Genomic DNA, 13,497 nt, shown 5'->3' on the forward strand with positions numbered 1-13,497 from the left:
CAGGACCTCAAGCGCGTCACCGTCGACACCACGGTGCAGCCGAAGGCCATCACCTTTCCGACCGATGCCAAGCTGCTTCATGCGGCTATCAAGGGGCTCAACCGCCTGGCGAGAAGGCACGCCCCGGGCGCCCGGTGGCCTGTTCGTACTGCACGCCAGGTCGCTGCCCGATAATCCCTACGACGGTCATACCCTGCGGAACGTCATCGACCGCACCGAGGCGCTCACCGGCTGTCCGATCGAGCGGGCCTATGTCGACAAGGGATATCGCGGCCACGACACGCAAAATCCCCGTCGCGTCTTCATTTCGGGCCAGAAGCGCGGCGTGTTCGGCGCCATCAAGCGCGAGCTCCGGCGCCGCTCCGCCATCGAGCCCATCATCGGACATCTGAAGGCCGAAGGTCACCTTGGCCGCTGCTATCTCAAAGGCCGCGCCGGCGACGCCGCCAACGTCGTGCTCTCAGCAGTCGGCCACAACTTCCGCCGTATCCTCGCCTGGCTCAGAGAACTCTTGTGCCTCTTCCTGATCCAGCTATCGCATACGCTTGCCTGTCCGCTCCCGCTCAATTCGGCTTCTTAACGGACGACTAGAAAGGGTCCGCCCGCATCGCGGCCTTACGGTCCCCGATCGACGCGCCCGAGGTCCGACTGGCTGATCCATGCCAATTGAACATGTTAGGCTAGACTGGCCGCGGTACTCGTCCATGGATGCGGGCTTGCGAGACCTCGTTCTGGGAACCAGGTCCTGTCTGTTCTGCGGCTCTGACCATGGACGCACGGCGACCGTGTAAAGCCACCGCCGATGGGCCCGGCGATCTACTGGTCAGGAGTTTCGACGCCAGCGTCAACGCTCTCCGGTCAGACCGCACGACCCACGTCAATATGGTCCATCACGGCATTACTATTGCCAACGTCGCGGAGGACCCCGGTGCAGATGAGAAGTGGGTGTGGGACCTCGCCATTGAAATGCTAGGACGGCGCTATCTGCGTCTATGCCTCGGAGAACACCGGTCCAGGGGTTCACCGGATCCGGAAGCGAAAACCTCATCGACCTGATCAGGTTGTACAAAGAGGACCTGGATTGCTCAGACGGTAAACCTGGGGCCTACGCCGTCGATAAGATCGAACGGCTGTTGTTGAGCTTGCGGCTTGCGAATGCCGCATGATCAACAGGAATTGCGAGCCGAAGCGAGAGCGTAGCGCCGTGATCAGTTTGACCAAGGGGGACGCCACAGGCTGAGCGGATGCTTCGAGACGGAGGCGTGGCGGAGACCAGCAGCCAACGTCCTCTCCAAGCTTCTGGCGCACCCGATCACGAGCGCACTGGTGTTTGGTCCTTAGAAAACGGCACAAGGCGACGTGATCGTCACATCCGCGAAATTCCGCCGCTACTGGAGAAAGCACCAAATCGGTGATCGACCGTGCTCACGGCTGGCGCGTTGCGCCATCGCATCGGTGACTGGCGGCCTTGGCGCGGCCGATCACCGGCATTTTTGAAAGCACTCGGCCGAGAACTGAGCGCGACATCGGCGCGCTTCAGATGCCACCACTCGCGCGACGGGCCTCCTTGCTCCCTCACTGAGGAGAAAAATAGCTGAAGAAGGAGGTCTATCGGGGAAAGCGCTGCATGCGGCAATACGGCTTTCCCAGCAGATTGTCCCACTATAGCCGTTGCTCCTCCGCAATCCACGGCCGATCAGGGCCTACCATTGATCATTGGTTGCCCAATGCTGGCCTGATCCGTCAGGCCCCACTTGCGCAGCAGCTGCCCATAGGTGCCATCGGCGATAACCCCAGCCAGCGCCTGCTCAAGCTGTTCACCGAGCTGGAGGTTATCTTTCGCGAAAGCGAAACCGGTCAGCAGCTTGACGACGGGTTTGCTGATGACTGCGTACTGGTTCCCCTCCAGCTTGTTCTGATATGCGATGACGCCTTCACCGGTGATAGCGGCATCGGCGCGGCCCTGCTGTACCAAAAGTCGGCTTTGGGCCGTATTCTCACTCGGTAACACCTCGACCGCCGGCTTGCCGTTCTTGACGCAATTCTCCTCGCTCCATTTCTCAATTCCCTGAATCTCGATAAGGCTGGAGCGTGTCGCCGCTACGTGCTTACCGCATAACGCCTCAAGGTTCGTGAAGCCCTCCGCTCTTGTGCTTAAAGTGTAGAATATCTGATTTGAATACACGTAATCTAGGAAGTTCGCGTTGGCCCTTCGTTCGGGCGTATCACCCATTGTGCCCAAAAGGACGTCCGCGCGCTTTGTGTTCAGCGGTGCAAAGCTGATCATGAGAGCGTAACTTGTCTCGGTCCAACTGACCTCCGCTCCAATTTTCGTCGCCATCGCTTCCAAAACATCAACATTGAAGCCCGCTAACTTCCCGGTGCTTTGATCTTTGAATTCGAACGGCGGATAGGTAGTCAGCGCCATGGCATTAATAGCCTTTTTTGCGCTTTGGGCATACGCGTCATTGCCCATCACGCCAATTATGGCCGCAACAGCGCTGATAACTACACGACGGATAAACTGTGAGGACATCTTATTTCCCTTCTTTAGTGCACCGGAAAGTGTCTGGCGAACCGCAATCCGACAAGCCATCGAGCCCGCATGCCGTGGAGTGCTCTGTGGTGGCTCGTTACGGCGTCTTGCCATGATCCGCTGTTGTTCTAGAGCCATAGCGCCCGAAGAAACGGCGCTAAGCTCCACGCATTTCTGGGTTAGGCGCGATCGCGTACGTCAGCAGACAACTCCGAACAGCTTTTTGATCCGCACCCGCGAAGTTCTGCGAATTCTAAACAATTTCTAGGCTCGTGCTCGTCGGCGTTGGGGCCGAAGCGCGGCGAGCGAGCACCCCAATCGCTTGAATGTTGTATGCAGCTCACGATTTTGCTGCGGGTCGCGCTTGTTAATCCGATAAGCCGTAATGAGAGCCAATACGGAGTTGGTAAAGACGGTTGCCCATGTTCTCTCTTCTGCCGGCGTGCCGACTGAGCTGGTTATCGGCGCATTTGTGGTAATCCCAACGCAATCGCTAAGATCGACCGTGCTTAGTCTCTAGTGTAAGCACTCCTCGAGAGCTATTGCTGCGCAAATGTGCGAACTCGAAGAGGAAATTCGGCTCTAAAACGGCATTGTTGCACGATTTCATCGCTATAGTTGCACGCGTGGCAAGCCAATCATGAAGGTTAGCAAGCTGAAGTGTGTTTGGAGTAGCCGCATTGCAAGCTGATGTGAGCGCGCCGTGAATTGGCCGCTTTCGCGGCTGAGTTGAGGAGATCCAGGTCAGCGCCAGCAGCGTATCGGCCGCCCGGGTAAGAGTAGGGCTGAATCAAGCTAATGCTAGGCCGCGGCGCCGGGAGATCTTGATTTGGCCGATCGAAATATAGATTATTGCGAATGGCCTCCCTTAGATCCCTCCACGAGTGACACAACCGAAGCATGTTTCTCCTCAACGAGCACACCGATATCGCTGTCCTTTAGGCTTGTCAGACGCCGAGATGTTGAGCCTCGCGGCCGCTCGCGAGGTCGAACGATTTCTGAGCTATCGCGAGGGACACAAGGAAACGCCTCTCGTGTCCTTACCGGGCCTTGCTCGTGAGATCGGAGTTAGTTCGGTTCATCTCAAGGACGAAGGGCATCGCCTCGGGTTGGGTAGCTTTAAGGCCTTGGGTGGCTCTTATGCGGTGATCCGTCTGGTACTCGGGAAAGCAAGTCGGCAATTCGGTCGGGACGTCGACGTATGCGACTTGTACAAGCCTGGAGTGAGGTCGGTTGCAGCAAGTATGACGTTCACCTGCGCGACGGATGGCAACCATGGCCGATCGGTTGCTTACGGCGCGCAACTTGTTGGCGCACGATGTGCCATCTTCGTTCATTCAGGCGTGAGCGGCTAGCGGGTTGCCGCCATCGCCCGGTTTGGTGCGGAGATCGTGCAAGTAGAAGGCAAGTATGACGACTCGGTTGCACAGGCAAGCCGAGTTGCTGTGGAAAAGAGTTGGACTCTGGTATCCGATACCTCGTGGCCTGGCTACGAGCAGGTCCCGAGGGTGGTAATGCAGGGGTACACTGCCCTACTTAGCGAGGCCCTGCGTCAATTGCCGGAGCCTCCCACTCACGTCTTTATTCAATCAGGTGTCGGCGGCATCTCCGCCGCCGTTGCCGGGCACTTATGGGTACTATTAGGTCGTGACCGACCTTTCTTCACCGTTGTGGAACCGTCGCGTGCAGCATGTCTGTTGGAAAGCGCACGAGTCGGAAGAGCTGTAAAGGTCGCGCATGGCCAATCGACGGTCATGGCAATGCTTGAATGCTATGAGCCGTCGCTTATCGCTTGGCGTATTCTTTCGCGCGCGGCAGACGCTTTCATGACTGTCGAGGACGAGGAAGCAGTCAACGCGATGAAACGTCTGGCAAATCCAGCCGACGGAGACCTCGCAGTTGTCGCAGGCGAAAGTGGCGGCGTCGGTCTCGCAGCTCTGCTGAGGGCGGCGTCCAATCCCGCCTTGCGGGCCGCAATTTGTCTTGGCCCAGATGCACGGATATTCCTGATCAACACCGAAGGCGCGACCGATCCCGGGCAATACGAGAAGCTGGTCGGTGCGACGCCGGCGAGTGTGACCGGTGCCAATTCGGAAAGCGCCGGTTAATACTCCAAGCAAAGCAAGACGGTATCGACGCCGCACGATTCCGGTGGTCAGCGTCGTGCGACGTCGATCGCGTGCCGGAGAAGCACCTCGCTGGCCTTGCAGGATGTGAGTTGATCCGGCTCTTCGGGACGCGCCGACCCCATCGAGTGCCCACCTCGTGAAGACTTCGTGTTCAGCGCGATGCGGGAAGTCGGTCTCGGCCTTGGTCTTGACCTCGTCGAGCGTGACGTCGACTGCGTGCGCGCTCCCCACGACCTATGCTTTCCCGCAACAGCAATGACAAGCGCTGCAGGCGCTTGCGCACGTCGGTGTAGCCGGTCGCAATCCAGATCCGTGCACTTGAAGAGGATCGGACCATTGACGCTGGAGAACCTGCGGCGCCCGCGTCAGTGCCGCCGCATCGACGCTGCAGCCGACAATCTCTCGACGATTGTTACCAACGACGATCACTCGCCCGCTGGTCGATGTGGCAGCAACCGCAGGCGAGGCGTCCGCGGCCGGAACAATCCGCGCAAAGCCAGCGTGTTTGCTTTGAGGGTTGATGGGCACGAACCCGAACGCCCGAACGTGCGGAGGCCATGTCATCAACGACCAATGCGATGAGCCACCGCACCGTGCGGTCGATAATATAAGCGCTTTGAAGCTCTCGCTAACAATCCGCAGCTTTTCGTCATCCGACCAGCGCCGACCTCGACTAGTCTCCACCAGCACAAGCTGTTCAATTACTGCGGTCATGGCCGTCCAGAGGGACTGTAACGCATCAAGGCTACGATTGTTGTAGGCCTAACGATTGGAATCGCTAGGAGTCCTGCGCTAAGACCCCCATGTAAGACGCGTCGACTGGATGCGTCGGGGGCGTGAAGACGAATGCGGTTCTGTCGAAAAGATCGTGCAATGTGCAGCGAAGGGCAAAGACGAATTGTCGAGTGGCCTGCTCCCGCGCGCCATACGGGGGAAAGCATCTGGCTGCGGGAGGGATCTATGTCACCAGGGCGAGCTCCGAGTGCGGAGCTCGCTGCCGGCTTTACGAGCCTTAAACGCCCGCGACGTTGGCAGGCGTTGATCGCGTCGATGGGAGTCGATGCTGAGTGGCGCGTCGTAATTGGTTGAATTGATCGGTGCGTCGTGTTGAAAGTGATCACGATCGGTATCGCCCGTCACTTCGTGATATTGGGCCGCGCCGCTGTCCCAAATCGCGACGTCACCGGGGATCCAACTCCATCTCACCGTGTTTTCTGACGCCGTCATATGTGAGTGTAGTAGAGCAAGGAGCTTGTGGCCGGTATATTTATGAAGGCCAACGAAACCCTGTATCGAGCTCCCTATTGCGAGGACGCGCTCGCCTGTTTCTGGGTGCACGAGAACGGCCGGATGCTCGCTCTCAGAGATGGTAGTGGTAAAGACGCTTGCCAAATACTGTTCGGATGCCTCGGCACCGTGCGCTTTTGGGCCATAGCTATGGACCGTGTTGTGAACTGTCCAGAGCTGATCGGTGAGCATACGCAAGGATAGCGGAAGTGCTCGATATGCACCCGCCATATCCGACCAAACGGTATCGATCCCGTAGAGCGGATTTATCAGGTTGCGCAGGAGGGAGAGCCTTGGATAGTTACCAAATGTAACCGCGATATGCCGCCAATGGTCTGCGCGACGACCGCTGCCGCCCGCTAGCGTCAGAAGCGACCGCATCGACTTGGTCGTACTGAGCTTATCATCTGAGGCCAGAACACCTAGCCGGACGACAAGGCGCTCATGTTCGACTTCATTAAGCGACTGCTGATCGCGGAAGAAGAGTACCTTATGCTCGAGCAGCAAGTAGTTTATCGCGCGGATAGCTTCGTCTGACAGATCATCCGATAATGAGATGTTGCGCACCTCGACGCCAAGGCAAATCCCGCGCCTGATGATGTCCGTGTAAGGAATTACCTTCTGCAAGGCTGCTGAGTTTGTCATGGTCACTTTCATAGCCGCGATCCCCTGAACCAGCGCACGCCGTGGTCGCGAACGCGACGGCTGCAAAAGGCGAGATCGGAGTCCGGGACGTAATCGTGTTCAATCGCGCGAAATGAACGATCTCGCCGCATGCGGTAAATGATACGAGCGTTCGATGTATAATCAATGAAACGAAACCAACGTTATTCTGGATGGCAAGGAATGATCGCTTCTCGGTAGGCGCAAGCCAGGGAATGTACGCGTTGATGGTGGCCCGGAGCCGCGGTATCGCGCGTCGCAACGGTACATAATCGCGATGAGAGTAGCGCAGCGTTCTGTCCCTGAAGCAACGTATTCGTGTGTCGAGGCGAACGGCTAGTGTAAGCTGGCGCACGCCTGTCGTAAGTCCAAACAATGTATTAGATTGCCGGTTCTGTTTCACATTACTGTCACTCAAGCAGCAGGCTTGCGAGGTTGTCAGATGGCCGGCGTGATCGCCGGAGAGACCATGACAACTTCAAGAATGACTTGAAGCGTTTGCAGACGCCTCGGTAGGTCTGAGGAAGCGCGTCGATGCGGCAGCTCGGGCGTGCTGCTCCGGACTTGCCAGCTTCCGACAGATAAGCTGTGATGAAGACTTGGTCTTGACTCGTGCGAAAGCGCGCGCGGTTGCCTTGCTTCAGAATTACAATGCCTTCGGCGTGGACAGAGGTGTTGGAGGGAGCATCGGTGCGGCCCGGTCGGCTGGTTGGAGGTGCTTGAAGGGCCGCGGGGTGCCGAGTACGTTCGGAGCCTCAGAGAGCTCGGATCGCCCGGAGCTCTACCCGAAGAGGCGCTCAAGGTGGAGCGTCGCACTGGCAGAGTTACGATCGAGGATCTCCAGTGGCGGAGCAATCCGCTAGCCGGTCGAGACGGAGAAGGGTTGACCCGCTTTCCCGAAGACGGCACGTCGAGCTTGACCCGGACCTGACCGAGAACACCATCCGGTCAGTTCGCCTGACCAGAAAGAAATCGCTCGTCACCGGTCATTGAAGTCGTCGCGGAATAAGGCCCTGCTCGCGGGGATCGTCGCCGCCTCCAGGCTCAACGACATCAATCCAACTGCCACATCGCCGAAAGACTCGAGACGGTCATCGGACGGCCATCACCATAGAGGGTTGGGCGGGAACTCATGCCGGAGCGATTCCGCAGAACGTCAAGTCGGCCTAAATAGCCTTGCGGCCAAGCGGCCAGCCTGCTTTCTCACCTTCTTGCAACAATGCGCCTTAGACGCTGTGCTAACCGAAGCCCTGCTTAGCTTTTCGTCCATCTCAGATTTGAAGGTGGCGAAGTCATGCTATTTAGCTTTCGAGTACTCCACGGGACTCGGAACATGAGGCTGCGCTCGTTTATACAAACTTGATCTCCGCTGATATGAAGCAATGAAGTTCACGTACTGGTCGCCGTCTTCGCGCTCCGCTCGGGCGTGCAGAAAGTGTTGTTAATGGATTGGGAACGGGTTCGGATCTTCCTGGAAGTCGCGCGTGCCGGGGAGATCCGGAAAGCCTCAAAGCGGTTGCGTCTCAACCATGCGAGGCTTGCCCGCCAACTTAGCGCGTTGGAGAAGGGTCTTGGCGCAAAGTTGATAAAACGCAGCATTTCAGGTTGCACGCTCACATTGGCCGGCGAGGCGCTGGCGGCTGCAGCATAACGTGCGGAGAGTGAGTTTCTCAAGGTCGGTGCGAGCATCAACAGTGCTGCCTAAAAAATTGCGGGCACGGTGCGCGTCGGAGCGCCAGACGGATTGGGGAACTATTTTTTGGCGAGCCGGCTCGGAGCGCTGGCGGCCTCGTCCCGCTTCCCCGCACGTTTTCATTGCCGCGGCGCGAGGCGGATATTGCAATCATCCTCGACGAGCCAAAACAGGGGCGGCTGATCGTCTCCAAGTTGACCGACTACACGTTGGGCGTCTATGCGGCGCAGAGCTATTTGTCGCGCGAAGGCAAAATCGAAAATCAGTCTGATTTGGCCGGAAGGTTGTTCGTCACACACGTGGAAGACTTTGTTACAGCCGGGCACTATGCCTCCGCGTTTAGCCGCGTGATGCCGCGCCGTTACGAGTGCGGCACGGTCGTTGCCCAGATCGAGGCCGTGCGCAGCGGCCATGGGATCGGCATTCTGCACGATTATGCAGCCCGAACTTATCCTGAACTGCGGCGCCTGCTTCCGGAGGTGCGGTTTTGTCAGAAGCTACTGGCTCACGTCGCATTCCGACACGCATGAGACCCGCCGTGTTCAGGAGGTGCGCCGCTTCATCACAAGTTCAGTCAAAGCTGCGAGGATCCACCTCGAGATGGATTGAGCGGCTTGCTCGAACACGAATGGTACTCACTAATAGTGCGGCGGCGTGATTACCCAGACCACTTTTGCCGGCACCGTTCCCGGGTTTGCGCAGCGATGTTGCGAGTTGCTGTTAAACGAAAAGCTATCGCTCTCCTCAAGCTCCAAACGCTTTCCATCCACCCACAGGTCCAACCGGCCAGCGATTAAAATTCCCGCTTCATTGCCGTCATGACTGTACTCGCCACTATCGGCGCCTGGCTCGATCGTGCTCAGAAGCAACTCGAGCGGACCGGCGAGATTGGGAGACAGTAGCTCTTCAGCGATTCCCAACCCCGTAAACGTCAGGCGGCGCCGGTGCGCTTTGCGAACGATGGTCTCCCTTTCATCGGCGGTAGTCTGCAAATTGCCGTTGAAGAACCAGTTCATATGGACCCCGAGAACGTCGCTGAGTTTCTTCAAAACTCCAATCGGCAGCTTGGATTGATTTCTCTCAATTTGGCTCAAATAGCCGACCGAGATCCCGGCCGCTTGAGCAAGCTGGATCAAGGTCAGCTTCTTGATTTTGCGTAGTTCACGGATCTGCCCGCCCACAGCGGCGTCAGAGTCCATGTTGCCCGCGGAGCCCCTGGCTGCCCATTCGTCAGCCGCGCGTATCGACCTAATAGCCATCGAGTCCTTTCGACCTTTACAGCAATGGGGCACGAAGAAGCCCCGCCCGATATCCCGTGCGAAAGATATCTCACAGCAGACCGAGCTCGGGCGCGCCATATGTCGTGGACTCTTTATAGATGTGACATCCTGGGAAAAAAACACCTCAATCGTGAAAAACATTATTCACAGATATGAAAAAAAATGCGATAATTTCACGAACGAGTGGAGATAAGCTGTGACGGAACTTCCAAAGTCGGCTCAGGTCATCATCATTGGTGGTGGGGTAATGGGCTGCAGTTTGGCCTATCATCTGACCCTTCGCGGTTGGAAGAACGTTGTTCTGCTCGAACGATAGCAACTTACGTCCGGAACCACTTGGCACGCCGCGGGCCTCGTTGGACAACTGGGTGCAACGCAGAATCTCACGCGATTGGCTCAATACACGACAGAGCTTTACTGCGAGCTCGAGAGCGAAACGGGACAAAATACCGGATACCGGCAGATTGGATCGCTCGCAATCGCCGACAACCGTGAACGGTTCGAAGAGCTCCGTCGCGGCGCCTCCATGGCCCGATGCTTCGGCTTGGAGGTCAACGTCATGTCGGCAAAAGAAGCGGGCGATCTTTGGCCTTTGATGGCGACTGAAGATCTCGTCGGCGCGGTTCATCTCCCAAAAGATGGACAGACCAATCCCGTCGATACGACGCAGGCTTTGGCGAGGGGAGCGAAGGCTCGCGGCGCGAAGATAATCGAAAATACTGAAGTTACCGACATTCTCATCAAAAACGGCCGTGCCAAGGGGGTGCGCACGAAAAATGGTGAAATAGAAGCTGAATTCGTCGTGAATTGTGCTGGCATGTGGGCGAGGGAGCTTGGCGCGAAAGCCGGAACGACGATCCCTCTTCACGCAGCCGAGCACTTCTACATCGTGACTGAACCGCTTCCTGAGATCAGAAAGCACCTTCCCGTATTGCGCGATGCCGATGCCTGTACCTACTTCAAGGAAGACGCCGGTAAGCTGCTGGTCGGATGGTTTGAGCCCATCGCGAAACCCTGGGGTATGCAGGGAATCCCCGAGACTTTTGAGTTCGACACTCTGCCAAATGACCTCGAGCATATTGAACCCTTGCTCGAGGGGGCAATTCGTCGTGTGCCGATCTTGGCAAAAGCGGGGATTCAGTTGTTCTTCAACGGCCCGGAAAGCTTCACGCCTGATGACCGTTACATGCTGGGCGAAACGCCTGAAGTGCGGAATCTATTCGTAGCTGCGGGCTTCAACTCGATCGGGATTCGCTCAGCCGGCGGAGCAGGTAAGGTACTGGCCGACTGGATTGTCGACGGTTATCCGCCAATGGATCTTTGGGACGTCGACGTCCGACGGGTCATGCCGTTCCAGTCGAATCGGCGATATCTAAGGGATCGCACTGTCGAGGCGCTCGGCCTGTTGTATGCCATGCATTGGCCCTTTCGGCAGCCCGAGACTGCAAGAGGAGTTCGCCGTTTGGCTTTGCATGATCGCCTGCTTGCGCGAGGAGCGTGCTTTGGAGAGTTCGCGGGCTGGGAGCGGCCGAACTGGTTCGCGCCGCAGGGCAAGAGGCAAAGTACCAATATAGTTATGGCCGTCAGAATTGGTTCGAATACTCAGCCGCGGAACATAGGGCTGTACGAGAAGGCGTTGGGCTATTTGATCAATCCTCTTTTGCGAAGTTCATCCTCGAAGGAGATGACGCAGAATCCATCCTGAACAGAATATCTTCCAACAACATCTCGGTGCCGATCGGCCGCATGGTCTATACGCAATGGCTTAACGACAGAGGCGGCATTGAAGCAGATCTCACAATTACCCGGGAAGGCCCGAGGCGTTTCCTCATTGTAACGGCGGCGGCAACGCAAGTCAGGGACTTTGCCTGGCTGACACGTCACATTCCCGAGGGCGCCCACGCCATCGCGATGGATGTTAGCTCTGCCTACGCCGTGCTGGGTGTCATGGGTCCGCAATCCAGGCAGCTCCTCAACAAGCTGACGGATGCTGATCTTTCAAACCAGGCATTTCCGTTCGCGACTTCTCAACTCATTGATCTCGGCTATGCCAAGGTCAGGGCGAGTCGCATTACTTACGTCGGCGAACTCGGTTGGGAGTTGTACATCCCAACCGAGTTCGTGCAGGGCGTCTACGATTGTCTTCTCGAAGAAGGCGATGGATTCAACATGCGTCTCGCCGGCTATCATGCCATGAACTCTCTTCGCATGGAGAAGGGATACCGTCATTGGGGACACGACGTCACGGACGAAGACACTCCGCTGGAAGCCGGTCTCGGCTTTGCAGTGGCGTGGTCCAAGCCGCAAGGATTCATCGGGCGAGACTGCTTCGGCAGAGGGAGGCGGGGCCGCGCCGAAAAATGATCCACATCGCGCTGAAGGATCCAAGCGTGCTGATCTACCAAAACGAGCCAATCTGGCACGACGGACGGCTTGTTGGCCGTATCACGTCAGGTATGTTCGGACACACGATCGGGACTTGCTTGGGATTAGGCTTTATTGACAACTCGAATAGCATTGTCGATGCATCCTTCCTGAAGAGCGGGCGCTTCGAGGTCGAGGTTGCCGGGCTGCGCATTCCCGCACAGGCATCGCTACGCCCGTTTTATGATCCCACCAGCAATCGCGTAAAGGATATTGAGCAGAGTACTGTCGTCTCGGCCGCAGCCTCCTAGAAGAGCTAAACTGTCATGTGCACAACAAGCGCTGTTCCCGAGCTTTGCACCGTTCATGCCGAAACGCAGAGGTCCCTCGCCGACGCACGTCCAAAGGTTCGCGACCAGCGCCCCGATTTCATACTGACGTTCTCCTGCATGGATCGCATTGGGATAGTCCACGCCGTATCGGGCTTTCTCACCGCACACGGCTGCAATATCCGCGACAGTGCTCAGTTCTCGGACAGCAGTGTTGGAAGGCTTTTTATGCGTGTGTCATTTGATGCGGCCGGCATCTCGCTTGAGCGCATCCAGTCGGAATTCTCCCAAGTCGGCGCATCGTTTGGCATGAGCTGGGAATTCCATGACTGCAATGCGAAGCCTCGACTTTTGGTCATGGTATCGAAAGCCGGACACTGTCTAAACGACCTGCTGTTCCGCTACGCAACCGGCACTCTTGCGGTTGCAATCCCCTTGATCGTCTCGAATCACCGGGACTTCTACCGGCTAGCCGCATCCTATGACATTCCATTTCATTATATCCCATTAGTGCGGATACAAAGTCCGCACGAGAGGCAAAGCTCCTCGAACTCGTTGAGCAGGAGCGGATCGACCTCATTGTCTTGGCACGGTACATGCAAGTGTTGTCGAACAATCTCTGCCAAAAGATGTGCGGCAAGATTATAAATATCCACCACTCGTTCCTTCCGAGCTTCAAAGGCGCCAGACCCTATCATCAAGCCCACTCACGAGGGGTTAAGTTGATTGGGGCGACGGCTCACTACGTCACAGCAGACTTGGATGAAGGGCCGATCATTGAGCAAGATGTGCTCCGGGTGGACCATTCGCTCGCCCCAGACGATCTTTCGGCAATCGGAAGAGACGTGGAAGCCGCTGTTTTGGCGCGGGCCGTCAAGCTGCATACAGAAAAACGGATTTTTGTGAATGGCGACCGCACGGTGATCTTTCGATGAACATCGCGGACGTAGACCATCAACTGTTAATGAGCAGCCGTAGGCACAACGGTCTTCAGGCGCGTGCTTCGTAAACGTATGCCGCTTCTTCAGCTCTGCCAGTAGGGAATCACGAGATCATTGCGCTCAAGCGTAAGGGGTGAGATCCGGGTTAGCTGCCCAAGCCACCACACCCGCTCCTATTTCGCAAATCAAGCCCTCTCTTTGCGGAATCCGAGGCAAAGCGGCCACCGATTCCGACGGAAGGCGGCCAGCGATTCCGATCGAAAGCGGCCACCCAA

Annotated in this window: 3 protein-coding genes and 5 pseudogenes; 5 read left to right on the plus strand and 3 right to left on the minus strand. The window is 57.2% G+C overall.

Annotation, left to right across the window (positions count from 1 at the left end):
• Positions 1–580: pseudogene (locus AC0L3K_RS39155) on the plus strand (transposase family protein); the annotation flags it as partial.
• A 1,116-nt stretch (positions 581–1,696) separates the two neighbouring features.
• On the opposite strand, the gene AC0L3K_RS39160 reads toward AC0L3K_RS39155, so the two are convergent.
• Positions 1,697–2,536 (minus strand): transporter substrate-binding domain-containing protein, encoded by an 840-nt coding sequence (locus AC0L3K_RS39160; RefSeq protein WP_473368065.1) that lies wholly within the window; start codon positions 2,534–2,536, stop codon positions 1,697–1,699.
• A 900-nt stretch (positions 2,537–3,436) separates the two neighbouring features.
• On the opposite strand from AC0L3K_RS39160, the pseudogene AC0L3K_RS39165 reads away from it, so the two are divergent.
• Positions 3,437–4,644: pseudogene (locus AC0L3K_RS39165) on the plus strand (diaminopropionate ammonia-lyase).
• Between the two features lie 984 nt (positions 4,645–5,628).
• On the opposite strand, the gene AC0L3K_RS39170 reads toward AC0L3K_RS39165, so the two are convergent.
• Positions 5,629–6,609: a TauD/TfdA dioxygenase family protein gene (locus AC0L3K_RS39170; protein ID WP_473368066.1), complete on the minus strand. Its 981-nt coding sequence runs from the start codon at positions 6,607–6,609 to the stop codon at positions 5,629–5,631.
• Positions 6,610–8,059: 1,450 nt separating this feature from the next.
• On the opposite strand from AC0L3K_RS39170, the pseudogene AC0L3K_RS39175 reads away from it, so the two are divergent.
• A pseudogene (locus AC0L3K_RS39175) lies at positions 8,060–8,917 on the plus strand (LysR family transcriptional regulator).
• 29 nt (positions 8,918–8,946) lie between these two features.
• Here AC0L3K_RS39175 and AC0L3K_RS39180 read toward each other — a convergent pair.
• Positions 8,947–9,507: a helix-turn-helix domain-containing protein gene (locus AC0L3K_RS39180; RefSeq protein ID WP_473368067.1), complete on the minus strand. Its 561-nt coding sequence runs from the start codon at positions 9,505–9,507 to the stop codon at positions 8,947–8,949.
• A 328-nt stretch (positions 9,508–9,835) separates the two neighbouring features.
• Here AC0L3K_RS39180 and AC0L3K_RS39185 point away from each other — a divergent pair.
• Together AC0L3K_RS39185 and purU are read left to right on the plus strand one after the other, a co-directional pair.
• Positions 9,836–12,263: pseudogene (locus AC0L3K_RS39185) on the plus strand (GcvT family protein).
• Between the two features lie 138 nt (positions 12,264–12,401).
• Positions 12,402–13,216 (plus strand): annotated as a pseudogene (purU, locus tag AC0L3K_RS39190) (formyltetrahydrofolate deformylase).
• Positions 13,217–13,497 lie beyond the last annotated feature (281 nt).

It is taken from the genome of Bradyrhizobium sp. MI1.10 (assembly GCF_055811035.1).

Excerpts from the sequence above, each read along its gene's own strand:
- AC0L3K_RS39160 (WP_473368065.1), bottom strand. The coding sequence starts at position 2,536 with ATGTCCTCACAGTTTATCCGTCGTGTAGTTATCAGCGCTGTTGCGGCC.
- AC0L3K_RS39170 (WP_473368066.1), bottom strand. The coding sequence starts at position 6,609 with ATGAAAGTGACCATGACAAACTCAGCAGCCTTGCAGAAGGTAATTCCT.
- AC0L3K_RS39180 (WP_473368067.1), bottom strand. The coding sequence starts at position 9,507 with ATGGACTCTGACGCCGCTGTGGGCGGGCAGATCCGTGAACTACGCAAA.